This window comes from Paenibacillus oryziterrae (genome assembly GCF_042610485.1).
GTDB lineage: Bacteria > Bacillota > Bacilli > Paenibacillales > Paenibacillaceae > Paenibacillus_AQ.
Genome location: NZ_JBGJZO010000002.1, coordinates 77,805 through 103,215, shown reverse-complemented (window position 1 = coordinate 103,215; position 25,411 = coordinate 77,805). Strand labels below are relative to the sequence as shown.

The window sequence follows — 25,411 nt, the reverse complement described above, 5'->3', positions numbered from 1 at the left end:
GGATTACGACGATGCAGGCAACCATAATGATGGTAAATTATGTGCTTGCGGCAGGAGTCCTTACACTTCCCCGGACGACTGTTGAAGTTTCCAAGACACCGGATGTATGGATATCCGTAATCCTGGGCGGTGTGATATCCATGCTGGCAGGCATTATCATTGTGAAGCTCAGCCAGCGGTTTCCAGGTCAGACGCTTTATCAATACATCCGCAGGATTGTTGGCAAACCGCTTGGGTTCGTAATTGGCGTATTGATTGCCGGATACTTTCTGTGCATTGCCGGTTTTGAAATACGTTCTGTACAGGAGGTAACCTCTTACTTTCTGCTGGATGGAACACCGCATTGGGCGATAGCTTCTATATTCTTGTGGGTGGCGCTTTATTTATGTATGGGAGGGATCAATGCCATAGCGGGGATGTGCAGGCTCATCGTTCCGATTACATGGACAATTTTTCTCGGAGGCGGTCTGCTGAGCCTGGAGGTATTCGAACTTGATAATCTGCGGCCTGTGCTTGGAGAAGGGCTAAGTCCGGTGTGGAAAGCCATTAAACCAACCGCCCTGACATATACGGCAGGGGATGCCATGATATTTCTGGTTGCCTTTATGGATAAGCCGAAGAAGGCGGTGAAGGTAATTACTATTGGTACAAGTATTGTCATGTTATTCTATATCATAGCTGTCGTTATGACGATTGGCGCATTTTCCATCGATGGTGTGGTTACTAGGACATGGCCATATATAGATCTGATCCGCAGTTTTGAAGTGAGATATTTTATGTTCGAGCGTTTTGAGTCGATGATGCTGGCGATTTGGATCATGCAGATCTTTTGTACATTTTGCATTGCCTTTTATGGTGCCTCTTTGGGGATATCGCAACTCCTGAATAAAAAATTAGCGCACTGCTTCTTTGTCTTGCTGCCGATCGTCTATATCGTTTCTGAGCTTCCTCCAGATCTTAATGGTTTATTTGCATTGGGGTCAGGTCTGGGCAATTGGGCAATATTGCTCTTCGGTCTTCTGCCGCTGCCTCTTCTCATTATCGCCTGCTTTAGGAGGGCCGGGACATGAAACGCCGAGTTGTCTGGCTGGTATTGCTTGCCCAGTGTATCCTGCTGACGGGGTGCTGGAGCAGCAAGCCCATTGAGGATTTAAACATGGAGGTGGGCATTGCGCTGGATGCCGCCGTGGGGGACGAAGATGATGCAAGCGGTCAGGAAGGCGAGCAGGTGAAGAAAAGGCAGAAGCTGTCCTGCGCCTACCAGTTTGTCCTTCCGCAAGGAGGCAGCGGTTCCCAAAAGGTGAACTCTCAATCCCGTAAGTTCTATAACATGATTCAGTCCGGCGATTCAACCTTTGAAATCCACCGGTTGCTTTCACAGCGTTCCAATCTCACTCCCATCGGTGTTCATCTAAAGGTTATTCTGATAGGAGAGGAGCTGGCGCGTTCCACTCAGATTTCAGAGCTAATCGACTTCTTTCAGAGGGATAACAATATCCGGCCCAGTGTTCTGCTGATGGTCAGCGAAGGAAGGGCAAGCGACGTGATGAAGAAGGCGCTGCCGGGACAAATTCCCGCCCTTATGATGAAGGATATTTTTCATAACCGGCACCGGAGCTCAAAGATTTGGGAGCCTGTATCCATAGCTAAGGCTATCGGACCTCTCCATGGCAAGACCAGTTTTTTGCTGCAAAATGTGGTTGCCGATAATAAGGAACCGAGATTCTCGGGGGCGGGCGTGATTAAAGGGGAGACAGGCAAATTGGCCGGTTTTCTGAATGAGAACGAGCTTGAAGGCGCCGTCTGGCTTACAGGCCAGAAGAATGGCGGGGTTATACAAGCTTATGACGCCAAAAATGACAGGCTTGTGGCGTATGAAATTTCATCCGTAAATAGTAAAATCAAAGCGAGTGTCAAAGAAGAGGAGATTTCGTTTGTTGTTAAAACAGAATTCACTGGAAGATACGCGGAAGTCTATGGCTCAGGCGGTGAGGAACTGGATTCGGCGATCGTTGAGAAGGATGAGCAAAGGTTGAAGAAGGTAGCTGAGGACAGGATTAGGTCTACAGTGGATAAAATGCAGCAAGAGCTGCATGTTGAAGCTGCCGGATTTGGACAGGCATTGCATATCCAGCACCCATCCGTATGGAGAAAGGTGAAGGACAACTGGGATGAGGTGTTCGCGAAACTCCCGGTCACATTCGAGGTGAAAGTAGAGATCGAAGATAACGGGGCATCGGGTAGAGCTTCTGAATAACCAGCCGAAAAAAAGATGTTGACCCTGACACTGGTGTCAGGGTTTATACTTGTTTGTATCATCTTACATGAACCCCGGGGAGATAGATCATGAAAATAGGTGAGCTTGCCGCGCGTACAGGCGTCAGTGTCCGTTCGCTGCGATATTACGAATCCCAGGGATTAATCTCTCCGGTCCGGATGCAGAACGGATACCGGGAGTATTCCCCGCTCGCAGTTGAAACGGTGGAAACCATCCGGTTCTATTTGAATCTGGGTCTTTCAACGGAAGAGATTGCCGGGATTCTGAACTGTGTGCTTATGAACAAGGAATCTTTCTGCAGTGAAGTGATGCCGCTCTATCGCAGTAAGCTGGAGGATGTTGAAAGACAACTGCAGCAGTTAAACCAGATCAAACGGAATCTGGAGGAGCGTATCGCTTCCATATTGAGTGAAAGGGAGGAAGAATCATGACAATGCTACATGCGGACAGTGCGTCCGCTCTGCATAATCAGTTACAGCTCGGAGGTACAGTGCTGGTCGAATATGGTGCACCCTGGTGTGCTCCCTGCCGGACATTAATGCCAATCCTGGAGGAGCTGGATCATGAGTATGGCAATGAGATCTCCATCGTAGAAGTGAATTGTGACGAGCTTCCCGAGCTGGCTTCGGAGGCTGGAGTGATGGGACTGCCGACCGTCGTTATTTATAAAGGCGGAGTACCTGTGGAGAAGCTGGTCGGTCTGCGCCCTAAAGCCGCTTATGAAGGCATATTAAATAAGACTTTAACAGCGTGAGCTTGTGAGAAGCCGCCGCCTATTAAGAAAAGCAGGAGAAAGCACCGCCAAGGTGTTCTCTCCTGCTTATTTTATAGAATAACAATTCTGATTTGGCAAAAGGGCCGGAAAGATTGCTTACTCACTTTTTCTGCTGCCGATCTGAACGACTTCATTATGGCGAAGCGCCTCTTCTACCTCTTCTTCCAGGAGACCTGTGAATGCTGTCCAAGTCTTGCGGCTGATATCCAGTTCCTTGGGCCCGATGCGGTTCAGCATGTCCAGCCATACCCGCTTATCGTTAATTTCCCCGAGCTGTTCCTGCACTTTCTTATAAATCTCCTCATTGGCATGGAATTTTCCGTTCAAGGCAAAAGCGGCAGCGTTCGCAGTATAACGTAATTCCTTAGCGGCGATTCTCAGATCATGCAGTGCCTCGAAGATCTCGCCGGAATCGGTCTCTGCTGATTTCATCAGCGCTCTGCACTTCTGCTTCTGCTGGTCGAAGGCGACCTCCAGCTCGCGCATAACCACATTGGCATCCCGATTTGCAGCAAGCGGCTCTAGCTGAACCTCCAGAAATTCATTCCACTGCTTGTCCACGTTTTTGCTGAACAGAGCCGGGAGGTCCCTTGCAAGCTTATGGCGGTATTTCCTGCGTTCAACCTTCTGATGCCGGATCACGGTTTTCAGGAGGCTGGCGGTTTCCGTATCTCCGTCTTCCTTAACAAATTTGCGTCTATCCTTGAAGGATTTAATCAGAACGTCAGCATCCCTGACCTTGCCGAGCCGTTTCTGAGCTTTCTTAAAGATGGAATAAAGTCCGGTGGAATGGGAAGGGTCCAGGATCGAGAGCAGTGTCAGTAGTTTACGGTTGTTCACTCTCGCCTGATGAATAGCCTCATCGTCAAAGTCTTCTAATGCGCTGCGACTGTAGTCTTTAAAGTTGATGTACAGCACATTCAGGGCCTGCTGCCACTGACCGGTTCTGCCTAGCCGGCTGCCGGGGGATGGAATCTCCACTGTCATAAGGCATCACTCCTCACATTTGGGTTAGATGAAGGATAACGTCTATGCTATTAGGATAGCGTTATCAATACAACATTACAAATCTTAAGGATATTTAGGACTTCGCGGATGCCGGTTAAATCGGTTATAATACGACCATTATGAACCGGGCCGGAGGCGTTATCCCTAATGACAGAAAGAACTTATCCGCTATCCTATACAGAACTGAACTCTCTGCCACCAGAGCTGGGGCTGTTTGAACATGGACTGCAGAAGAATAATGTACAGGAGAGTGTCAAGAACCGGGAAGCGGGAGCGGACGGAATGGGAAGCGTGGACATGCTAAGCCCCTTCGCTTTTGAGGAAACCTTGTGCCGTGATATCGGAGCCGGCCTTGCGCCGCCCTCCATCCATTTGTGGTCTCATCCGAGTGGGGTAGTTCTGGGGCTCAGGGATAGCAAGCTTCCTTGCGCCCGTCAAGCGATGAATAAGCTTGAGGAACAGGGAGTATATACGGCCGTAAGACATTCAGGAGGAGCCGCAGTACCGCTCGATGCCGGAATTGTGAATGTATCTCTGCTTCTGCCGAAAAGCCGCGGCAAGCTGGATTTCCATGATGATTTCCGCCTGCTGTCTTCACTGATCACAGAAGCAGTCGCTGTGACACACCCTAAGGCTGCCGCACAGATTGAGGCAGGTGAAATTGTCCATTCGTATTGTCCTGGCGACTTCGATTTGTCGATCGGCGGCCGTAAATTCTGCGGCATTGCCCAGCGGCGGCAGAGCAGTGCTTATTTTGTACATGCATTTGTTGTGGTCTCGGGATCCGGGAAGCAGCGGGGTGAACTAATTCGCAATTTTTATGCAGATGCTGTGTGCGGACAGGAGGGCCTGAGTTATCCTGATGTGCATCCGGAGTCCATTGCCGCTCTAGGTGAGCTCGGCGGGCCTGATGCCGCTGAAGTTTTTACAGCCGGCATTAAAGAGGCACTGGAGAAGAGAGGAATCCGTCTTCGTCCGGCTTCTGCGCTGGCACTGGAGATGGGGTATTCGCTTGAATACGGGGATGAACGCGTACGTGAGGCAGCACAAGTGCTGCGGGAGCGATATGCCCAGCAGTAGAAATGGCGTGAGGCGCTGCAGGACAGCCAGGATAGACGGCTGCCTGCAGCGTCTTTTTTTCAAGCAGGTTATTTATACAGGTCGGGGCGTCTATCGGAGAAGACAGGGATTTCTGCACGAATCTGCTCCACCCTTTGAAGGTCGATTTCCCCGCTTAGAATCTCTTCATTGCCGGAGGCTTCGCAGACAATCTCCCCCCAAGGATCAATAATCATGGAATGTCCGGCGAACCTGCTCGCGGGATCACTTCCGCTGCGGTTGCAAGCGACAACATAGCATTGATTTTCGATCGCCCGGCTAATAAGCAGCGCTCGCCAGTGGGATAACCGGGGCAATGGCCACTCGGCGCTGACAAACAATACCTTTGCTCCAAGGGTCATATGGACACGAACCCATTCAGGGAAGCGGATGTCATAGCAGATCAGACCAGCGCAAGGAACTTCATCCAGTGTGAACAGGCCTTTGGATTCCCCGGACTTCAGATACAGATGTTCGTCCATGAGCCGGAATAAATGCAGTTTGCTGTATTCTCCAGTGACTGCGCCTTGACGGTTAAATACGAGCATGCTGTTGGTAATACCTTCGGAGGTCTTTTTGGCGATGGAGCCCGCAACAATGTTTATGCCCAGTTCTTTCGCCAGCGATGAAATGAACCTTGAAGTGATTTTTCCGCCGGGATCGGCAATTTCCTCCAGCCGGGACAGATCATATCCGGTTGTCCACAATTCAGGAAGGAGAATACAGTCGGGAGAAGAGGCAGCAGCTTCACGGATTTTAGCCTCCATAGCCGCATAGTTCGTTTTAGGGTCGCCGAAAGCAATATCAAGCTGTATAAGGGATATTCTCAAAGGGAAACCTCCTGTACATAGTCTTATACGTTCAAGCCTATACGTACCGGAGGATGGATACAAGAGGGATGTTTTAAATGTTTTTGGAGATAATCGTTGACGGGTCAATCAATAATGTGGTATATAATAATAAGTCGCTTACTTTTATATAACACATAAATAAATAGCGTTTATCGTTTCGATCTGGCACAGAAGGGAGGGCTTAAGTGAACGGTCATCATAGACAGGAAGATTGCATCTTCGCATTGCTGCTCTCATTGAATAAGGTCGTTGGACCGAAGTTTGAACGCTGTGCCGGCATTAGTCCGTCGCGTCTGCGCTTGCTGGATGAACTGTACCGAGGTGAAGAGATCAGTCAGATTGCCCTGCAAAGAATACTGGATATCGATGCCGCAGCGATTACCCGCCATTTGAAAGGCTTGGAAGAGGGCGGTATGATTACCCGGCGCAATAATCCGGCGGACAATAGGGTCACGCTCGTCTGCTTAACGCAGCAGGGGCGGGAGCACATTGCCGACTATCTTCAGGAGAAGGACCGTTTTATTAATGGCTTATTAACCGGATTTAATGAACAAGACCGCGCTGTGCTCACGGATCTGTTGACCCGCATGCAGCACAATATTAGTCAGCTGTAAGATAAATATTTGAACCTGTGGAGGAGAAATACTAATGAACACAACAACTATGCAAACCAATGATTTTTCAGCAATCATTACAGGCCGTCGGTCGATCCGCAAATATGACCCTTCGGTTAAAATCAGCAAGGAAGAAATGGAACAAATTCTGACGGAAGCCACACTTGCACCATCATCCGTAAATATGCAGCCATGGCGTTTCGTGGTTATTGAGAGTGCAGAAGGTAAAGCTAAACTGGCTCCACTGGCGAAATTCAATCAGCAGCAAGTAGAGACTTCATCAGCAGTCATTGCTGTATTCGGGGATATGAATAACTTTGATTACGCCGAAGAGATTTACGGCGCTGCTGTTGAGCGCGGACTGATGCCGGCAGAAGTGAAGGAGAGACAATTGGCTGCTTTTGGAGCCCATTTCGCCAATCTGCCTGCATCTATTACCAGGGAGACAGCTATCATTGATGCAGGTCTTGTATCCATGCAATTGATGCTGGTTGCCCGGGCCCACGGATACGACACCAACCCAATCGGCGGCTATGAGAAGGAACAGATTGCAGAAGCGTTTGGATTGGATAAGGAACGTTATATTCCGGTAATGCTGCTGTCCATCGGTAAAGCAGCCGAAGAAGGTTATGCTTCTGTACGTCTGCCCATTCACAGAATTGCCCAGTGGGCGTAATAGGAGGACTCCAATACAATGATTATTATTCATGCTGTATTTCAAGTGAAACCGGAACGCCGGGAGCAGTTCCTGGAAGAAATTAAGCCGTTAATTGCAGCTTCCGTTGCTGAAGAAGGCAATCTCTCCTATGAACTATACAAGCATACTGAGCAGGAAGATAAATTCATTATGGTGGAGACCTGGCGGGATTCCGCTGCGGTGTCGGAGCATAACAGTAGCAGCCATTTCACTTCATTCGCGGCTAAGGCGGCAGAATTCCTGTCCGCACCGCTGGATGTGAAAGTGTATAACGGAACTGCAGTGTAAAGCGTGTATGAACAGATAAGGTGGTATTCCACCCTATATATCTGGATGCTGAGCGGCCCATTCGTTGGGCCGCTTATTTTATTGCCTGGGAACCCTCACCAAGACCTGCCTTTATTTTATGGTCCGGATAACCTATAATCTGAACTTAAATACTTAACAATAAGGCAAAGGTAACGTAGGGGAATTTTTGGAACTGGAGGAGCGTTAGTGTCCGCCCGAAAGCTTTCCGAAGGAAAGCTCGCACCGGAAGCATATGCTGTCTTCGGATTTCAACCGCGAACAGCGGTTGAATCAAGAAATCGGAAGACAACAGCGGCCGAAGTCCAAACATTCACCGTAGTTACGACTCGCCCGAATGGCAAAATTTTTGGTCCAATATATAGATTACACTAATGAACTTGGAGCGCTACCTATGAAGATTACGATTACTGGACGGGGATTACGAAAGAACGAGGTTTTGTTTACCTGCAAATATGGGGAAGGAAAAGGCATTTGGTGCGGGGCAAATGTTGCTGCTCAGGAAGAATATGAGGTAGAGTTCGAACTGCCGGTGCTTTTGATGAGATGGATAGATATACTGCCGGCAGACTCTGGGGAGAACAGGATTTGCCGGGAAGCTGATGGTACGGTGTTCACAGGTAGACTGGACAATATTGAAGAAGACGGAACGGGATTTCTCGGGATGGACAATGAGTTCATTATGTTCGAGTCTCTGGGCGAACCTATGGCTCTGGGCACCTTTGTCAGCCTGAAGGCCGCGGAGGTTCAAATCTATCCGGTGTCCAATTGATATGATATGATTAGGAGAATTAACGTTAAGGTCTAAGGAGAACAATCTGATGAACAGCGATATCCAGCAATTTAAAAGCGAGTTTTTCAAAGCGCTGGCTCATCCCATGCGCATCCGCATTTTGGAGCTGCTGAGTGAAGGCGAGAAGAATGTGAATGAGCTGCAGGCCATTTTGGGCTCAGAAGGATCTGCCGTATCCCAACAGCTTGCCGTGTTGCGTGCCAAAAATGTGGTTAACAGCGTTAAGGATGGAACCTCGGTTATTTACTCTCTCCGTGACCCCCTCATTAAGGATCTGCTCTCGGTCGCCAAGCAAATCTTCGATAATCATCTGGTGAACGCCATTTCCCTGCTTGAAGGCATTCGCAGCGAATAGGAATTTTGATTCAAAGAAACGTTATTTCGCCGTTGACAACCGTCGCGCGCAGGAGTAATGTTTCTTTTATATTCAAATAATCAGATATTCAAAGAAAAGAAGGTTAGATCATGACAGGGTGGGGCCGTTTTAAAGGCTACAACATTGCTTCGTTACGCAAGGATATGATTTCCGGGACAATCGTCGGTGTTATTGCCATTCCTCTCGGGATGGCTTTTGCTATTGCTTCAGGGGTGGAGCCGGAATATGGCATTTATACGACCATTGTGGCCGGCATTCTGATCTCGCTTCTGGGTGGTTCGAAGTTTCAAATCGGAGGTCCTACAGGTGCCTTCATTCCAATCCTGTTCGCTATTGCCATGGAATACGGATATGAGAATCTGCTGATTGCCGGGATGATGGCGGGGGTATTCCTCGTACTCATGGGCGTGCTGAGGTTGGGTGTACTGATCAAATTTATTCCAAGACCGGTGACGATAGGTTTCACCGCAGGGATCGCTGTTATCATCTTCAGCGGACAGATCGCCAATTTCCTCGGACTGAAAGATATGAAGCGGCACGAGAGCTTTATAGACAATATGAAAGAAATCGGCCTCCATATCTCGACTATTAATATGTATAGCATTCTTACGGCTTCCATATGTCTTGTGGTCGTAATGCTGGCCATCCGTTTTGCTCCGAAAATTCCAGGCTCGCTCATCGGGCTCTTATGCGCCACGGTTGCTGCAGCGCTGTTCTTCAGCGGCAAGGTAACGACAATCGGAACCGCCTATGGTGCTATTCCAAGCACATTGCCAAGCTTTCACTTTCCGGTGATTACGTGGGAGCGTATCGTTTCTCTGATCCGGCCGGCTTTCCTGATCGCCATGCTGGGATCAATTGAATCCCTGTTGTCCGCTGTTGTAGCAGATGGTATGACCGGGGAACGCCATAACAGCAACCGCGAACTGATAGGTCAAGGCATTGCCAATATTGTTGCGCCTTTGTTCGGTGGGATTCCTGCCACTGGTGCGATTGCACGAACGGCTACCAATATCCGGACTGGAGCGGTATCTCCTATTTCTGGAGTGATCCACGGGATCGTTGTATTTCTAATTCTTCTACTGTTTGCACCTTATGCATCTTCTATTCCGCTTGCAGCAATGGCTCCTATTCTAATGGTGGTGGCCTGGAATATGAGCGAGCGTAAAGAGTTTCTTCATTTGCTGAAGACCAGAACTGGTGACTCAATTGTCCTGTTCATTACCTTTCTGCTGACTGTATTTGCTGACTTGACGCTGGCGGTAGAGGTGGGCTTGATTCTTGCCGTCATTCTGTTTGTGAAACGGATGGGTGAGGTACATCTGGTTGCGAAGGTGCTCCCGGATCCGAATTCGGTCAAGGTTGGGCCGCATATGGTGAACGAACATCATGATTGTCCGCAGATTGGGATATACAACGTGGAAGGCCCGCTTTTCTTCGGGGCTGCTTATAAATTCGATGACACCATGCCGGGGGCTGGGCCGGATCAGCCGGATATCGTTCTTATGCGTATGGGTAAGGTTCCATTTATGGATACCACAGGGGAAGCCAATTTATCAGGACTTGCGAAGCAACTGCAACATTCAGGAGGTAAACTGCTCATATCCGGAATCCAGCCCCAGCCGCTTGCTATGCTGAAAAAAACTGGATTGTATGATAAAATAGGCGAAGCCCAATTCTATGAGCACACCGGACTTGCGATTAATAGCGCGCTTCACGAGGTGGATAAAAGTAAATGTGCAGGCTGCAGACATTTTGCATTCCGTGAATGCCGTGCATTCTCCGGTATGGAAGAGACGTCAAGCCAGCGTTCGTACAAGAACCGCTATGCCGGGATAAACAGTTCAGCGGAATTAGGGTAATACACCGTAACCCTGCGGTTTCATAGGAGAAGCTGATCCAATGAAAGAATTGAATTATTCGAAGGTTTTTGTGCTTCTAGCCGCGCTGTCGCTTGCAGCACTGGCTGTATACCGTGTTGTTTCACTGCGAACGGATACCTTTTATGCTTTTCTGCTCTGGAATCTGTTCCTGGCATGGGTTCCATTTGTCTTCTCCATGGCGGCTCATCAGCTTGAGAAGCAGAATATTGGCGGTATACTGCTGTTTTTTCTGGGGGGAGCTTGGCTGTTATTCTTTCCCAATTCGCCCTACATTATGACGGATCTGTTGCATTTAACTATACGGAGCCGTAAATATATCGTGGCCGGTGAAATTCAAAGCCGGTACTGGTATGACCTTACTATGCTGCTGCTATTCACTTGGAGCGGCTGGATGACGGGGTTCTTCTCGCTGTATCAGTTCCAGGCAGTTATTTACCGGAAGAGCAGTATGCTGCTCTCTTGGATCTTTGTGCTGGCGGCTTGTGTCCTGGGCGGATATGGCGTACTGCTCGGCAGGGTGTACCGTCTGAACAGCTGGGATGTGCTGACCGACCGGCACCAGCTGTATGCTCTCGTCTTAAAGAGCCTGAACTTACAGTCTGTATTCTTCAGTCTGTTCACAGCCTTCGTCTTACTGGTCATCTACCCACGCTTTACAGCTTCCTGAACATGAAAGGTACAACATCCGGACAACAAAGATTTCCCCGGAAGAGGAGAGCTTAACAAGGTGAATAGTAATCGTAGATAAGAGGCAACATTCACCGGAGTTATGGTCCAGCTGTCAGAGCATTTCAGCTATTTATCTTAGGTAGTCATTCTCCTCCGGAATATACAGAAACCGCTCCAGATCAATAGCGCCTCTCATATTAAAAATAACGCCCTCTCCCTGAAGCATCAGCTTCTGCATAGAGCCGGACTCATCTTCGGTCAAGGCGATCATTCCCTTGGCGTTAACCACACGATGCCAGGGAAGCTTATGCTTCCGGCTCATGGAGTGAAGGATGCGGACGACCTGCCGGGCTCCGCGGGGACTGCCTGCAGCAAAGGCGATGCCTCCGTAGGTCATGACTTTTCCTTCCGGAATAGATTGTATGATGCGGATTACATTTTCGGTAAATGGTGTCATCTTGGAACTCCTTCAGCGGTAGGGATACTATTCATTATAACAGTTTCATAGTCACGCAGAAGGGGACCGCGCAAGCGGTCCTTTTTTTATTGATCAAATGAAAGAAAATTTCACTCCGACCTTCATTCTTGTATGTTCCGTTTGTTCTCATTGCATAGGAGTGAGAGGAACGGGGGATAATTTAACAAAATCTGTTGTGTCAGGAGGATTCCATGTGCCCATACAAGAAACGGACAAAGTCCAGAACAATGCCGCAAGCAAAGCTTCTCACACGCCGTCTCTAAGTACCTCTCTGGATGAGAACCTGCAGTTGTTCCGGACCATATTTAAAAGCGACGAGACATTGAGAATCAGAGTGATTGAGAACTCTCATTGCAGAAACATCCGCTGTTGTCTGGTTTTCGTTGACGGCATGATTGACCAGACCTTAATTCAAGAGGGCATTATCAAGCCGGTCATCGAGTTTGAATTCGAGGAAGCAGATGGAATGAATCCTGCTGAGCTGATGGAGAAATTTCGCACGCAAATCATAAGTGTCAATGAAGTGATGGCCTCTGAGAAGCTGGATGAATTAGTAGGAGCTGTTGTTGCGGGAAAGAGTGTATTTATGGTGGACGGTTATGCCGGTGCGCTTAATATAAATACTCAAGGATGGGAGATCCGGGCGATTACAGATCCGATGACGGAGAAAGGCATCCGGGGTCCTCGTGAAGGGTTCACCGAATCGCTGCTAGTCAATCTGACACAGATCCGCCGAAGAGTCCAAAACACAGATTTAAAGTTTGTCTTCAGCGAGATTGGTACGCGCTCCAAAACACAAACTTGCATTTGCTATATGGAAAGCTTGGCCTCTCCGGATATTTTGAAAGAACTCCATGGACGGCTGGAACGGGTTGAAATTGATCACATCATGGACACAGGACATCTCTCCGAGTTAATCCGGGATGAGCCATATTCACCCTATGAGATGATTGGGAACACGGAACGTCCGGATTCTCTCGTTGCTAAAATTATGGAGGGGAGGATAGGTGTTCTCATTGAAGGCAGCCCCTTTGCTCTTACACTGCCCTTTGTTTTTGTGGAGAACTTCCAGTCTAGCGAGGACTATTACATTAATTACTTCTTCTCCTCGTTTAATCGTATTCTTCGGATCATAGGTGCGTTTATGTCCATCAGTATTCCGGCTATCTATGTGGCCTTAGTAACATATAGTCAGGAAATGGTGCCAACAGCGCTTTTGCTCAGTATTGCTTCAGCAAGGCTTGCCGTTCCTTTCCCGACGGTGGTGGAGGCGTTTATCATGTTAACCATATTTGAAATTCTGCGGGAGGCAGGAGCCCGGATTCCGACTTCAATCGGTGAGGCAGTCAGTATCGTTGGCGCTCTGGTCCTCGGACAGGCAGCGGTTGATGCCAGAATTGTCAGTGCACCCATGGTCATTGTGGTAGGTCTGACGGGGATCACTGCACTACTGAATCCCAAGCTTACAGGATCGTCGATCGTGGTAAGAATCTGCTTGCTCGTATTGGCCTTTTTTCTAGGCATTTATGGGTACTTTTTTGGTCTGCTCGGTTTGGTCATTCACTTGATGAGTCTGCGATCTTTTGGTGTTCCTTACATGCTCGGCGTAGGGTCCATCCGGCCGCAGGATGTGAAAGACACCTTCATCAGGGTACCTTGGTGGCACATGCACACCCGTCCTGCGCTTATCGGAGCACGTAATATGAAGCGGATGACCCAAAAGCAGCCGAGGAGAAAACTATGAAATGCTTTAGGAAGGTACTAATTGTGCTACTCTCCGTGGTCCTCGCGTTTACTACAGCGGGCTGCTGGAATTACAAGGAGGTTGATGATATGGCCATTGTCGCAGGGGTTGCCATTGACAAGAACGAGGAGGACGGCAAACTGCTGTTATCGGTGGAGTATGTTGACACCAGAGGTGGACTGCAGAATACCCAAGAGAAATCTAAGATTATAAGTCTAGCAGGAGACACGATGTTCGACATTGTACGCAGCCTTATTTCAATAACCGGGAAGAAGTTGTTCTGGAGCCATGCCAAAGCCATCATCGTCAGTGAGGAGTTCGCCCGGGAGGGACTGATCCGAGTCATAGATTGGTACAGCAGAGATACAGAGACCCGATCGGACGTATTGATTTTTGTCTCCAAAGAAAAGACAGCCAGAGAAATTCTTAATCAAAATAGCGTAACGGGATCCATCATTTCTTTCGATATTGCCCAAATGATGCTTGATGAGCAACATATCAGTACGGCGCCGCATGTTCAAATTTGGGATTTTATTCACACGTTGGAGACTAAGGGGGTCTCTACGGTTGCTCCGCTGATCTATATCCATAAAAAAGATGGCAAGAAAACAGTACGCTCCTCCGGTACTGCTATATTCCAAAGGGACAAGTTGGTAGGGGATATGACGGGCGAAGAAACAAAGTTTATTGAATTCGCCAGAGATAGAGTAAAGGGAGGCGTTCTACCCGTAGGTGAAGAGAACAAGACTCCCATTTATTCTCTGGAAATCTTGTCAAATAAATCGAAGACTAAACCTGTCTGGGTGAACGGGAAGCTGCAAATGCAGATTAAGACAGAAACACATACAAATCTGGATGAAGTCATGACCTCTAGTGGATTCATAACCCGCCAGAATATACTCGAGATTCAGCGGTTGGCCGAGAAGATGATAGAGACGAAGATTCTTGCGGTTGTCCATAAGGCACAAAAGAAATATCAAAGCGATATTTTCGGGTTTGGGGATGCTATTCATGAAGATATGCCGAAAACCTGGAATAAGCTGAAGGATCATTGGCCGCAGGAATTTGCCAACATGGATGTCGTTGTGAAGTCCAAAGTATTTATAGACAGCAGTGCCAAAACAACAAGATCGATTATGGAAGGAGACTAACTTGTTTATAGTTCTATTGGTTGCATACACGGTGATTGTCCTTGTTGATCCGTATGGGCTTCTGAAGCAAGGTCTCAAGCGGGATTTCTATGTCTGTTCGACCCTGTGTCTGATTTCTTTCTCGCTTGCTTTCGCGATGCTGATGCATTGGAATATCCCCAGCCCGTCACCTCTTATTGTTAATCTGGTGAAACGATTATACTAACCCTGTCTGAAAGGAGGAGAGTCCATGAGCAAGGAAGTTATTCCGGGTGGCCAGTCTATCAGTATCGTCATCTTGTTTATAATGGGCAGTTCCTTGATCATGGGTGTAGCCGGGGAGTCAGGGAACAGTACATGGGTTGCTCTTTTGATTACGCTGACGTTAGCAGTGCCTCTCATGTGTATGTATGCCAGATTGCATGTCCTTTTTCCGGGTAAAGAATTATTCGATATGCTGAACGCTGTGTTCGGCAGAATCGCAGGTACAGTGATCTCCTGCCTGTATATCTGGTACGCTCTCCACTTGGGAGCGCTGGTTCTGCGGAATTTCGGGGAATTCACTAGGACGGTGGCCTTAACCGAAACACCTATGGTCGTTCCTATGATGTGTGTTGGATTGCTATGCGTATGGGCGGTAAAGTCTGGGCTTGAGGTATTAGGCAGAAGCGCCAAGTTTTTGTTTCTATTTTGCATGATTGTGATTGTCGTCGTTCAGATTCTGGCGGTTCCTCTATTCGATTACGAGCATTTGAAGCCTATGCTAGACTGCAGCTGGCAGGCTGTTTCTAATGACGTGTTCGGACAATTCACCTTCCCCTTTGCTGAAACAGTCATCTTTCTTGGTGCGTTTCATGTACTGCCAGAGAAGGGGTCGGCTTATAAGGTTTTGCTGAGCGGCATGCTGATTTCAGGTTTTTTTATAACAGAAATTACGGTGCGTAATCTGCTCGTTCTGGGTCCGGAGCTTTTATCGAGCCTATATTTTCCTTCTTATGTAGCGGTCAGCAGGATTAATGTGGGCGATTTTCTGACGAGAATTGAGGGGTCTTCGGCGATCGTATTTGTGACCTCATTGTACATTAAAGTGAGTTTGTGCCTATTTGTGGCCAGCAATGGACTCGCGAAGGTCCTCAAGCTAAAAAGCTACCGTTCGGTAGTTCTACAGCTTGGCTTTATCATGATCTATTTGTCTAACTTTCTTTATAAGAACATTATGGAAATGCAGTATTTTGCATTCCATATCTATAAAGTGTACGCCCTGCCTTTTCAGGTGATTATCCCTGGTGCGTTATGGATTGGCGCAGAGATTAAGGCGAAACGGAACAATGCACAAAAAACGCAGAAGACGCAAAAAAACAAGCAGTAGCAACCTATGAAACGCCTTACCCGGACAGGCATTAATCTCTGCTATAATACGGGTAGATGGCAAAAAGTGGGGAGAGGGAGTTATGGGTGTAAGCAATATTCTGATGTCTTCGTATTGGGGTCATGAAGTCAGGCATAAGCATATCACACAAGGCTCCAAGGTACTGGCTGTCCTATTTCCAGGGAAGAACTATTCAGCAGAACGTTCCTTACTGGATTATGCGACTAAGGCTGCAAGGGAATACAAGTGCGATATTCTCATTTTGGAGTACGGGTATCAAAGTGCACGGGCGGAGCTGAAACGTGAGGAGATCGGCATCGTTGTAGAGGAATGTAAGTCGGCGGTCGGACAGCTTACCAGTTATGAGCAGTTTCTCTTTATCAGCAAAAGTATGGGAACCACCATCGCCGGAAGGGTAGCTGAGGAGCTGGGTATACAGGAGAGAACGTCGCATATGTATTTAACACCGCTGGCAGACACCATACCTTATATACAACGAAGCCGGGGAAGTGTAATTTACGGCAGTAATGACCCGTTGTTCGGAGAGAGTCATTCTCAGGAAATTGGCGGCCTACCGGGGCTCAGAGTGTATCGGATCGACGATGCTAACCATGCCCTGGAGGTTGATTCAGTCAGCGAATCTGTAGCTATACTTATTGTCATTATTAATATATATCATGAATTCTTGCTCTCTGCTCTACAGGCATAAGCGGGATAGTGAGCATGAAGTTGAATTACTTTGGGATGGAAGCGGAATAGGGGAGGCTCGATATGCAGGGGAAGCTTATTGGAGAAGGCCGGACGGCAGAGGTTTGGGAGTATGGGGATCACGAGGTAGTGAAGCTGTATCGTGACGAAATTCCGGAGGATCAGATCAGACGCGAATTTGAAATCAGTCAATATGTATATAACCAGGGCATTGGTACCCCCAAGCCGATCGAGATTGTAACGATTGAAGGACGGATGGGTATCGTATTTCAGCGTATCGAAGGACTTTCTTTACTTACATATATGGGCAAACAGCCCTGGAAAATAGGTGGATACGCCACCTCCATGGCGGAGCTGCATCATAGTCTGCATAAGCTGGAGGCTGCTCCGGGAATCGGCCGGCAAAAGGAAATACTGCGCCACAACATCATTGGCGCCCCCATTCTCAGTGTCGAGGAGAAGTCAGATATTATCGCTTATTTGGATAAGCTGCCAGAGGGAAACAAACTGTGTCATGGAGACTTTCACCCGGATAATGTGCTCTTGGATGAACGGATGTCGGTGATCGACTGGATGACAGGGTATGCGGGTGAGCCTGCCGGAGATGCAGCCCGTTCAGTAGTTATGTTCAGTATAGGATCTATGCCCCCGGGAACCTCGTTCATCACTAAACTGATGATTGGCATAGGGAGATCACGGTTAACTAAAAGATATGTCAAAGAGTATCTGAAACGTTCCGGGATATCCTACAAGGAAATTAACCAGTGGGTTCTGCCTGTAGCAGCTGCCCGTCTTACGGAATGGCTTCCAACCTCAGAAAAAACACATCTGGCCAAAGAAGTCCGTACCCGACTGCGCTCCAAATCATTCCGATTATAATTCAGATAGGGGGAGAATTGCCTTTTGACGACCTACATCGCACTGCTGCGCGGCATTAATGTCGGCGGGAATAAAATTATCAAAATGCAGGATTTGAAGGCGATGCTCCAGTCTTTGGGATATCATAATGTGCGCACCTATATTCAGAGCGGTAACGTTGTGTTTGAAAGCGCGGAGATGCGTGTCGACACTTTCCAGGCGGCTATTGAGAAGGGGATTAAAGATACCTTTGGCTTTGAGGTTTCCGTTATGATCCGCACGCTGGCTGATCTGGAGCAGGTAGTCGCAAGCAATCCATTTCCGCTGACGGAGCAAGAAGATTTCAAAAGGCTGTATGTCTCGTTTCTGGCAAGCCAGCCCACAGAGGAGGCGCTGGAGAAGCTGCTTCCGTATGAGGGCGGCCCGGACAAGCTGAAGGTTATCGGCAGGGAAATGTATACACTGTACAAGATCAGCGTGAGCCAGTCCGATCTGTTCAAGGTTCCCCTCGATAAAATACTGGGAACGTCCATGACGGCCCGGAACTGGAACACGGTGAACAAGCTCGTTGCCTTAGGCAGCACGTCGTAAGCGTAGTTTTAACCCAACCTTATAAGCAGATAGTAACCGGTTATACCGTTCCTTCGGGACGATTAAGCCGGTTTTTTGTTGTGTTCCCATCTATACGTTCAGCAAACATTCAGCTTGAATTCATGGGGAGTTAAGGTAAGGATGCCATAATACACCTACGGAAAGGGTTGGCCTTGCGGACTTGCAGGCAGCCACTAGCTTGATAAATGAGAACTGGGGAGTGGAAGGATATGGGTTTTATAAAAAAGCTTGGTTCGGATCGCATTCTTCTGATTATTCTGCTGCTTGCCGCATTTCTGTATGGTTACGGAATCTGGAATGACCAATATGCCAATACGTACTATACAACCGCTGTAGGCAGTATGCTACAAAGCTTTCATAATTTTTTCTATGCGTCATTGGATTCTGCCGGATCGGTTACAGTGGATAAGCCACCGGTGACCTTCTGGATTCAAACACTCAGTGCCTCGATCTTTGGGCTATATGGCTGGAGCGTGATCCTGCCTCAGGTCCTTGGAGGAATGGGTTCAGTGTTGCTGGTGTACCTTATGGTGAAGCCGGCCTTTGGACGGACAGCTGCAAGCCTTGCTGCACTTGCAATGGCCACAACGCCGGTTGCTGCAGCAGTCAGCCGCACGAACAACATTGATGCCATGCTCGTATTTACCCTGCTGCTTGCAGCCTGGTTTCTGTTTAGGGGGATCAGACGAAATCGCATAGGCAATCTTATGGCAGCGTTCGCTCTTATAGGTGTCGGATTTAATGAGAAGATGCTGCAGGCTTACATGGTTCTCCCGGCATTTTATTTGTTCTACATATTAGCAGCCAAAGTGAACTGGAAGAAAAAAACGGGTGTGCTTGCCGCTTGTACTGCGGTGCTGCTAGTCGTGTCCTTGTCTTGGACGGTCATTGTGGATGCGATCCCGGCCAGCAAACGTCCGTTTATCGGCAGCAGCGGTACGAATTCCGTGCTGAACCTTGCCTTTGGCTACAACGGGGTCTCCCGATTAACGGGTGACCGCAGCACAGGCGGCGGTACTGGTGGAGCTTTTCCGGGTATGAACGGGAATGAAATGCCTTCCTGGAACGGTAGCACTGGCGGTAGAATACAGGGACAAGCGCCTGGAAATGGTGCGCAAGGACAAATGCCTGGTAGTGGAATGCAGGGGCAGATACCCGGTAATGGAACGCGAGGACAGATGCCTGGTAATGGTGCGGATGGGCAAGGGCGGCAATTCGGTGCGGATGGAGGACAAGGCAACCGCGGCGGCATGAATGCGGGCGGTGGCGGCATGTTCAATACAGGAACTGCAGGTCCGCTTCGACTGTTCCAATCGGAGCTTTCAGGCCAAGCAAGCTGGCTGCTGCCGTTCGTGTTATTCGGCTGCATCGCCTTGTTTGCGGGACTTCGCCGGAAGAACTTTACGCAGAAGCATAAAGAAGCTGTATTCTGGTTGGCCTGGTTGGTACCGGCGATGGGATTCTTCAGCATTGCAGGGTTCTTTCATCAATATTATCTGATCATGATGGCGCCGCCAATCGCGGCGCTGGCAGGTGCGGGCTGGGCCGAACTATGGCAGGCGTACCGCGCGCGGAGCGGCTGGCTATCTTGGCTGTTGCCGGCAGCAACGCTGGTTACGGCAGTGTTCCAGTGGTATATTATCCATCCGTACGATGAGACCATTGGCAGCGGCTGGTCCATTGGAATACTTGCTGGAGGCATTCTCGTCACCGGAGTATTGGTTGTCATCAGAAGCAGCAATAAACCATTCGTATATGCCGCAGGTGTTGCAGGATTGATGGTTCTGCTGGTTGGCCCCCTGTACTGGGCGGCGACCCCGATCACTTACGGCTCGAACAGCATGACTCCGATTGCGGGTCCTGATGGGGCTAGTGGAGGCATGGGTGGCGGATTCGCAATGAACGGCGGTGGAATGCCAGGTGGACAAAATGGACAATTCGCCGGTTTACAGGGCGGAGCGTTGCAGGGCAGAGGAGCACCAAATAGCGGCGCAGCAGCGGGTGCCAACCGGATCAGCTTTGGAAGAGGCATTACTGCAGGAGTGAACGAGAATTTGCTCGCCTACCTGAAAGAGCATAATAGCGGCCAGAAATACCTGTTCGCCGCAATGGATTACGGTACGGCTGGTCCTTATATTATTGATGAAGATGCTTCGGTAGTCATTCTGAACGGATTTAATGCTTCGGATACGGTATACACGGCGGATACCCTTAGAGCGCTGGTAGAGAGCGGGCAAGTGAAATACTTCCTGGTTTCCAGCGGCGGTATGGGAGGCGGCGGACGAGGCGGCAATTCTGAACTAACATCCTGGATCACCGAGAATGGTACGGAAGTTCCGGCGGCAGAATGGCAGGGAACGGAGGGCGGCGGGACACTCTATGAGGTGACGCTAAACTAGGCATTTGCAGTTAACTTGAAGCGCGCATGGCATCCTGTCAGCGCGCTTTACCATCAAATTTAAGGGGGAGCTGCCATGAGCACCACTGTGCGCTATTCCATCATCATACCGATGTACAATGAAGAGGCTGTAATTCAGGAGACGTACCGGAGAATAAAGAAGGTTATGGGAACGACGGGAGAGCCGTACGAACTGATCTTTGTCAATGACGGCAGCAAGGACCATTGCGCGGAGATGATCGAGGAGTACAGTTATTGGGACGAGAGCGTGAAGCTGATTGACCTGTCCCGTAACTTCGGGCATCAGGTGGCGATTACAGCCGGCATGGATTACGCGCTGGGCGATGCCATTGTTATTATTGATGCCGATCTTCAAGATCCGCCCGAGCTGATTCTGGATATGATTACAGAATGGAAAAAAGGCTTCGAGGTGGTTTATGCCAAGCGTGTTAAACGGAAGGGAGAATCGCTGTTCAAAAAATGGACCGCCAGCCTCTTTTACCGTGTACTTCGTTACTGTACGGATATTTCAATACCTGTGGACACCGGTGATTTCCGGCTGATCGACCGCAAGGTATGCGATGAACTGAAGCGTCTGCCGGAGAAGAACCGTTTTGTGAGAGGACTGGTGAGCTGGGTAGGCTTCCGGCAAAAAGCGATTGAATATGAGCGCGATGAACGTCTCGCCGGAGAGACCAAATATCCGCTTAAGCGCATGATCAAGCTCTCCTTGGACGGAATAACTTCTTTTTCCTATAAGCCGCTGAAGCTGGCCGGGTACCTGGGAGTGCTGCTGTCGGCTTCCGGATTCCTCTACCTGGTATATGTACTGTATCTGGCTATTTTCACGGATTCTGCTGTCAAAGGCTGGGCATCCATGATTGGAATTACCCTTACGTTTAACGGATTTGTGCTCTTGATGCTTGGTATACTGGGTGAATATGTTGGAAGGATTTATGACGAAACCAAAGGGCGCCCGCTGTATATTGTCCAGGAGGTATACGAAGGCAGGGGACAGCAGACAGTTCAAGAACAACAGCAGCTTGTGAGTATTCATAAATAAGAAGAAACGGGTGCCGTCCTTACAGGGATGGCACCCGTTTCTCATAAAATACAAGGATAAAGTATTAAGCCTTCAAAAGATCATGATCCACATACCGTGCACCGTTCAATTCGCTGAGCACATTAATGGCAACCTTTGCCCCGTCGCCTGCGGTAATAATCGCGTGAACACTCACTCCTGCGACAGTTCCGGCCGCCCAAATGCCGGGAATATTCGTTTTGCCTTCCGCATCTGCCGCTATGACGGTTTTGATTCTCGGTTCCGTACCATCGGCCAGTTCCACACCGGCTTTGGCTGCAAGATCGGTCAATACACCGGTGGCAAGAATAACATGCCGCGCTTCATAAGTTGCACCGCTCTCCGTTTCAATGATGAAGCTCTCACTGCCCTTTGAGAGGTTAACGGCTTGCTCGGAGACCAGTTCAGCCCCGAATTTCACAGCCTGCTTATGCCCGGTCTCTACCAGATCAGGACCGCCAATTTCCGAAATTCCATAAAAATTCTCGTACCAGCCTCTGCGGGTCATGCCTTTGTCATGATCAATTAACAGAGTTTGTTTACCCGCTTTGGCGGCGAACAGGGCAGCGCTAGCACCGGCAGGTCCGGCTCCGATTACGGCGATTTCATACATATTAACCCTCCTAAAAGTTTTGTGGAGCATACACTTCCTGAATAAGCTTCGTAACAAAACTTGCATCGGAAGCATAGGCTTAAGTTTTGTGGAGCATACACTTCCTGAATAAGCTTCGTAACAAAACTTGCATCGGAAGCATAAGCTTAAGTTTTGTGGAGCCTACACTTCCTGAATAAGCTTCGTAACAAAACTCGTATCGGAAGCATAAGCTTAAGTTTTGTGGAGCATAAGCTTCCCGCATAAGCTTCGTAACAAAACTTGCATCGGAAGCATAAGCCTAAGTTTTGTGGAGCATACACTTCCTGAATAAGCTTCGTAACAAAACTCGCATCGGAAGCATAAGCTTAAGTTTTGTGGAGCATAAGCTTCCTGAATAAGCTTCGTAACAAAACTTGCATCGGAAGCATAGGCTTAAGTTTTGTGGAGCATACACTTCCTGAATAAGCTTCGTAACAAAACTCGCATCGGAAGCATGCTCTTCGTCTGCTTACTATTATAACGTTAATTACAGCGGTTTAGCTAATTCTCCAGGGTGGGGAGGGTGACCACAAACACTGAACCTTTGCCGGGTTCGCTGCTAACTGAAATATCCCCGGCGTGCGCTTCCACAATTGCTTTAGTAATGGAAAGTCCCAGACCGGAGCCTCCATATTTACGTGTACGTGAGGAATCGCTGCGGTAGAATCTGTCGAACACATGCGGGATATGCTCGGAAGATATACCCGTTCCGTTGTCCTGAACGGTAAGGACAGCTTGATGATTCCCGGTTTGCAGGGAGAGAAAGATCATTCCTTGCTCTGCATCGGTATGTTGCACTGCGTTGTGGAATAAATTGAGAACAACCTGTTTGATTTTATCAGGGTCATACATCCCATGGATGCCGGACGAAATATTAAAGCTGACTTCCCGGCTGCCGGCCAATACCAATAGGTGAGGTTTCATTTCGGCAATGACTTCCCCCAGGGGCATATCTTTTAGATGCAGCTGCGGAGCTCCATCCATACGGGCGAGAAGCAGCAAATCCTCTACAAGTTTGTTGATTCGTTTGGACTCTCCGTGCATACTGCGCAGGGAACTATACAACTGTTCCTTGTTATCGGCGGCCCCCCGAAGAAGCACCTCCAGAAATCCGTGAATGGAAGTCAGCGGCGTTCGAAGCTCATGGGAGGCATCTGCCGCGAACCGGCGCATCTGCTCTTTGGCTTCACGTTCACTATGGAAGGAGATTTCGAGCCGTTCAAGCATGCCGTTAAAGGAATGGGACAGCTTGTCTATTTCTGTCTGACCTTGATCAACAGGAAAACGGATGTCCAGATTTCCGGCGTCAATGATCTGCGCAGCCTCACCCATATTGGAGAGAGGCACAAGCGTCTTTCGCAAGGCAGGTGAATACATAAAGAGGCCGATGAGCAGCGCAACAACGGACAAGGCGGCAAAAATAAGCAGCTGCTGCATAATCACGTCTCTTAAAGGGCCGGTGTACACACTCATTTGCACGAGCAGCTTACTGTCACCAGGCTTGCCAATGGTCATAAATACAGCTAAATGTTCACTACCATCATCTGCGGTAAGAAGCTTGTACTGACCGGTTGCTCTTTCTGTATTGTGCTTCAGGAGCTCTTTGTATTGATCATCTGTCATCTTGGGAGCGGCAGTATCGGACAATGTCTCCTGCTGGAAATCCCGGAATGTGCCATCCGAGCTGTAGATAGCAATCGTCGTATGAGCATCCAGCAGCAGAGGGCGTCTGTCAACGCCCCAGCGAGGGGCTCCAGCCCCCAGTCCGGTTTCACTTCCGCTGACAATGCCGGTAAATCCTCTCCCATTTCCTGTTCCGGAAGTCCCGTCACTGGATCCTGCATTATTTAAGATACCCGTGTTAGCCCCGGCTGCTTTATTGTCGAAACTATCGTTGACATCATCAGGACCCGCAAAATTCAAAAAGTTAAAATATAATTCACGGGGAACAGACCTCATCTGGGTCTCCATGGATTCTGCCCGGTTTGTGTAAATGAAATCGCGCATCAGCACATATTGCAGCACACCGATAAGCAGCAGCAATCCTGAGAGAATAAGCAGGGAGATCGCCAGCAGCTGTCTGCTTAAGGAACGGGGGGCTACCCGCCCTAGCAGGGCTTTGATCCGGCCTGTCATACCAGATCCACCCGGTAACCCGCTCCCCGCAATGTGCGGATCGTGCGGTGCTCTTTGTCGCCAAGCTTCTCCCTTAGAGAACGGATATACACTTCAACAATATTTTCCTCTCCTCCGAAGTCATATCCCCATACTTTATCCAGAATCATAGCCTTGCTGAGTACCAGGCCATGATTAATGACAAGATACTGTAGTAGCTCATATTCCGTGGGGGACAGCTCGAGAACTTCATCCTTATAGCGGATTTCTTTTCTGCGCCCGTCAATCCGGAACGGCCCGCAGCGCACCTCCCCAAGCAGTCCTGGGAATTGGTTGCGCAGTCTGGCTTGAATCCGGGCCAGCAGTTCGTCGAAACTGAAAGGCTTCACCATGTAATCGTCAGCACCGATGGATAAGCCAAGCACACGGTCGTCCACCTCATCTTTAGCGGTAAGCATAATAATAGCGATTTCATGTTCTTCTGAGCGGAGGTAGCGGCATACTTCAAAACCGTCCATCCCCGGCATCATCACATCCAGAATGGCCACATGCGGCTTGAAATCGGCTGCTATGCTAATAGCAGACAAACCGTCCGGTGCTGTTTGGACCTCGTAGCCTTCATTGATCAGACCGAGCTCGAGAAATTGCAATATATGGGGTTCGTCATCGACAATGAGCAGTCGTGCCCCGTGGGCGGTTTTCATACCGATCCCTCCATAATGTAATATAGACAGCTATATTATGACATATCACGTTGAACGTTTGCTGAAGGTTCAGCTTCATTCTTTTAACGGATGATTAGAAATAGTCGTTCATGGTTAATCATATTGGTTAATCTTAATATAAGAAGTTCTTTGGGTTAAGTAAACGGGATACAAACGGGTGGTAGTGGAAAAGGGTTTTGACGGCTGGTATCGAACACATTACAATAAGGAT

27 protein-coding genes are annotated in these 25,411 nt (G+C 48.8%); 21 read left to right on the top strand and 6 right to left on the bottom strand.

Annotation, left to right across the window (positions count from 1 at the left end; genetic code table 11):
- Nucleotides 1-11: 11 nt before the first annotated feature.
- The 4 genes from ACAN55_RS02850 (at nucleotide 12) to ACAN55_RS02835 (ending at nucleotide 3,032) form a co-directional block, all read left to right on the top strand.
- Nucleotides 12-1,070 (top strand): GerAB/ArcD/ProY family transporter, encoded by a 1,059-nt coding sequence (locus ACAN55_RS02850; RefSeq protein ID WP_379128679.1) that lies wholly within the window; start codon nucleotides 12-14, stop codon nucleotides 1,068-1,070.
- Nucleotides 1,067-2,257 carry a Ger(x)C family spore germination protein gene (locus ACAN55_RS02845; RefSeq protein ID WP_379127833.1) on the top strand — a complete coding sequence of 397 codons (1,191 nt, stop codon included), beginning with the start codon at nucleotides 1,067-1,069 and terminating at the stop codon, nucleotides 2,255-2,257. Before ACAN55_RS02850 ends, ACAN55_RS02845 begins: the two co-directional genes overlap by 4 nt.
- A gap of 89 nt (nucleotides 2,258-2,346) precedes the next feature.
- Entirely contained in the window at nucleotides 2,347-2,709 is a 363-nt protein-coding gene (locus ACAN55_RS02840) for a MerR family transcriptional regulator (RefSeq protein ID WP_379127830.1), read from the top strand.
- On the top strand, nucleotides 2,706-3,032 hold the full coding sequence (locus tag ACAN55_RS02835) for a thioredoxin family protein (protein ID WP_379127827.1): 327 nt from the start codon (nucleotides 2,706-2,708) through the stop codon (nucleotides 3,030-3,032). The genes ACAN55_RS02840 and ACAN55_RS02835 overlap by 4 nt, the downstream gene beginning before the upstream one ends.
- Before the next feature lie 117 nt (nucleotides 3,033-3,149).
- On the opposite strand, the gene ACAN55_RS02830 is transcribed toward ACAN55_RS02835, so the two are convergent.
- Nucleotides 3,150-4,040, bottom strand: a complete 891-nt coding sequence (locus ACAN55_RS02830; RefSeq protein WP_379127824.1) for a CHAD domain-containing protein — start codon at nucleotides 4,038-4,040, stop codon at nucleotides 3,150-3,152.
- A 168-nt stretch (nucleotides 4,041-4,208) separates the two neighbouring features.
- Here ACAN55_RS02830 and ACAN55_RS02825 point away from each other — a divergent pair, with 168 nt between their 5' ends.
- On the top strand, nucleotides 4,209-5,141 hold the full coding sequence (locus ACAN55_RS02825) for a lipoate--protein ligase family protein (RefSeq protein WP_379127821.1): 933 nt from the start codon (nucleotides 4,209-4,211) through the stop codon (nucleotides 5,139-5,141).
- Between the two features lie 68 nt (nucleotides 5,142-5,209).
- Here the strand turns inward: ACAN55_RS02825 and ACAN55_RS02820 are convergent, their stop codons facing one another.
- On the bottom strand, nucleotides 5,210-5,989 hold the full coding sequence (locus tag ACAN55_RS02820) for a carbon-nitrogen family hydrolase (protein ID WP_379127818.1): 780 nt from the start codon (nucleotides 5,987-5,989) through the stop codon (nucleotides 5,210-5,212).
- Between the two features lie 206 nt (nucleotides 5,990-6,195).
- Here ACAN55_RS02820 and ACAN55_RS02815 point away from each other — a divergent pair, with 206 nt between their 5' ends.
- The 7 genes from ACAN55_RS02815 (at nucleotide 6,196) to ACAN55_RS02785 (ending at nucleotide 11,346) form a co-directional block, all read left to right on the top strand.
- On the top strand, nucleotides 6,196-6,624 hold the full coding sequence (locus ACAN55_RS02815; protein WP_379127815.1) for a MarR family winged helix-turn-helix transcriptional regulator: 429 nt from the start codon (nucleotides 6,196-6,198) through the stop codon (nucleotides 6,622-6,624).
- Between the two features lie 34 nt (nucleotides 6,625-6,658).
- The gene (locus tag ACAN55_RS02810; RefSeq protein ID WP_379127812.1) at nucleotides 6,659-7,300 is read left to right on the top strand and encodes a nitroreductase family protein; all 642 of its coding nucleotides are present in this window, start codon (nucleotides 6,659-6,661) and stop codon (nucleotides 7,298-7,300) included.
- Nucleotides 7,301-7,318: 18 nt separating this feature from the next.
- Nucleotides 7,319-7,609 carry a putative quinol monooxygenase gene (locus tag ACAN55_RS02805; RefSeq protein WP_379127809.1) on the top strand — a complete coding sequence of 97 codons (291 nt, stop codon included), beginning with the start codon at nucleotides 7,319-7,321 and terminating at the stop codon, nucleotides 7,607-7,609.
- Between the two features lie 412 nt (nucleotides 7,610-8,021).
- A complete protein-coding gene (locus ACAN55_RS02800) occupies nucleotides 8,022-8,399 on the top strand; it encodes a hypothetical protein (RefSeq protein ID WP_379127806.1) in 378 nt (125 codons plus the stop codon).
- Between the two features lie 49 nt (nucleotides 8,400-8,448).
- The gene (locus ACAN55_RS02795; RefSeq protein ID WP_379127803.1) at nucleotides 8,449-8,775 is read left to right on the top strand and encodes an ArsR/SmtB family transcription factor; all 327 of its coding nucleotides are present in this window, start codon (nucleotides 8,449-8,451) and stop codon (nucleotides 8,773-8,775) included.
- Between the two features lie 110 nt (nucleotides 8,776-8,885).
- Nucleotides 8,886-10,658, top strand: coding sequence for a SulP family inorganic anion transporter (locus tag ACAN55_RS02790; protein ID WP_379127801.1), 1,773 nt, complete (start codon nucleotides 8,886-8,888; stop codon nucleotides 10,656-10,658).
- A 40-nt stretch (nucleotides 10,659-10,698) separates the two neighbouring features.
- On the top strand, nucleotides 10,699-11,346 hold the full coding sequence (locus ACAN55_RS02785; protein WP_379127798.1) for a DUF1361 domain-containing protein: 648 nt from the start codon (nucleotides 10,699-10,701) through the stop codon (nucleotides 11,344-11,346).
- Nucleotides 11,347-11,478: 132 nt separating this feature from the next.
- On the opposite strand, the gene ACAN55_RS02780 is transcribed toward ACAN55_RS02785, so the two are convergent.
- Nucleotides 11,479-11,805 carry an MGMT family protein gene (locus ACAN55_RS02780; RefSeq protein ID WP_379127795.1) on the bottom strand — a complete coding sequence of 109 codons (327 nt, stop codon included), beginning with the start codon at nucleotides 11,803-11,805 and terminating at the stop codon, nucleotides 11,479-11,481.
- Nucleotides 11,806-12,019: 214 nt separating this feature from the next.
- On the opposite strand from ACAN55_RS02780, the gene ACAN55_RS02775 reads away from it, so the two are divergent.
- From ACAN55_RS02775 to ACAN55_RS02735, 9 genes are all read left to right on the top strand, one after another.
- Nucleotides 12,020-13,570 (top strand): spore germination protein, encoded by a 1,551-nt coding sequence (locus ACAN55_RS02775; RefSeq protein WP_379127793.1) that lies wholly within the window; start codon nucleotides 12,020-12,022, stop codon nucleotides 13,568-13,570.
- Nucleotides 13,567-14,721: a Ger(x)C family spore germination protein gene (locus ACAN55_RS02770; protein ID WP_379127789.1), complete on the top strand. Its 1,155-nt coding sequence runs from the start codon at nucleotides 13,567-13,569 to the stop codon at nucleotides 14,719-14,721. Before ACAN55_RS02775 ends, ACAN55_RS02770 begins: the two co-directional genes overlap by 4 nt.
- A 1-nt stretch (nucleotide 14,722) precedes the next feature.
- Entirely contained in the window at nucleotides 14,723-14,926 is a 204-nt protein-coding gene (locus tag ACAN55_RS02765; protein ID WP_379127786.1) for a hypothetical protein, read from the top strand.
- Between the two features lie 24 nt (nucleotides 14,927-14,950).
- A complete protein-coding gene (locus ACAN55_RS02760) occupies nucleotides 14,951-16,069 on the top strand; it encodes a GerAB/ArcD/ProY family transporter (protein ID WP_379127783.1) in 1,119 nt (372 codons plus the stop codon).
- Nucleotides 16,070-16,151: 82 nt separating this feature from the next.
- Entirely contained in the window at nucleotides 16,152-16,778 is a 627-nt protein-coding gene (locus ACAN55_RS02755; RefSeq protein WP_379127780.1) for an alpha/beta hydrolase, read from the top strand.
- A 62-nt stretch (nucleotides 16,779-16,840) separates the two neighbouring features.
- Nucleotides 16,841-17,656 carry a phosphotransferase family protein gene (locus ACAN55_RS02750; protein WP_379127777.1) on the top strand — a complete coding sequence of 272 codons (816 nt, stop codon included), beginning with the start codon at nucleotides 16,841-16,843 and terminating at the stop codon, nucleotides 17,654-17,656.
- 24 nt (nucleotides 17,657-17,680) lie between these two features.
- Complete coding sequence (locus ACAN55_RS02745) at nucleotides 17,681-18,226, top strand: DUF1697 domain-containing protein (RefSeq protein WP_379127774.1); 546 nt, start codon at nucleotides 17,681-17,683, stop codon at nucleotides 18,224-18,226.
- A gap of 230 nt (nucleotides 18,227-18,456) precedes the next feature.
- The gene (locus ACAN55_RS02740; RefSeq protein ID WP_379127772.1) at nucleotides 18,457-20,646 is read left to right on the top strand and encodes a glycosyltransferase family 39 protein; all 2,190 of its coding nucleotides are present in this window, start codon (nucleotides 18,457-18,459) and stop codon (nucleotides 20,644-20,646) included.
- 75 nt (nucleotides 20,647-20,721) lie between these two features.
- The gene (locus ACAN55_RS02735) at nucleotides 20,722-21,708 is read left to right on the top strand and encodes a glycosyltransferase family 2 protein (protein ID WP_379127769.1); all 987 of its coding nucleotides are present in this window, start codon (nucleotides 20,722-20,724) and stop codon (nucleotides 21,706-21,708) included.
- A 64-nt stretch (nucleotides 21,709-21,772) separates the two neighbouring features.
- Here the strand turns inward: ACAN55_RS02735 and ACAN55_RS02730 are convergent, their stop codons facing one another.
- From ACAN55_RS02730 to ACAN55_RS02720, 3 genes are all read right to left on the bottom strand, one after another.
- Entirely contained in the window at nucleotides 21,773-22,339 is a 567-nt protein-coding gene (locus ACAN55_RS02730; RefSeq protein WP_379127767.1) for an FAD-dependent oxidoreductase, read from the bottom strand.
- A gap of 522 nt (nucleotides 22,340-22,861) precedes the next feature.
- The gene (locus ACAN55_RS02725) at nucleotides 22,862-24,496 is read right to left on the bottom strand and encodes a sensor histidine kinase (protein WP_379127765.1); all 1,635 of its coding nucleotides are present in this window, start codon (nucleotides 24,494-24,496) and stop codon (nucleotides 22,862-22,864) included.
- Nucleotides 24,493-25,179 carry a response regulator transcription factor gene (locus tag ACAN55_RS02720; protein ID WP_379127762.1) on the bottom strand — a complete coding sequence of 229 codons (687 nt, stop codon included), beginning with the start codon at nucleotides 25,177-25,179 and terminating at the stop codon, nucleotides 24,493-24,495. The genes ACAN55_RS02725 and ACAN55_RS02720 overlap by 4 nt, the downstream gene beginning before the upstream one ends.
- Between the last annotated feature and the right edge of the window lie 232 nt (nucleotides 25,180-25,411).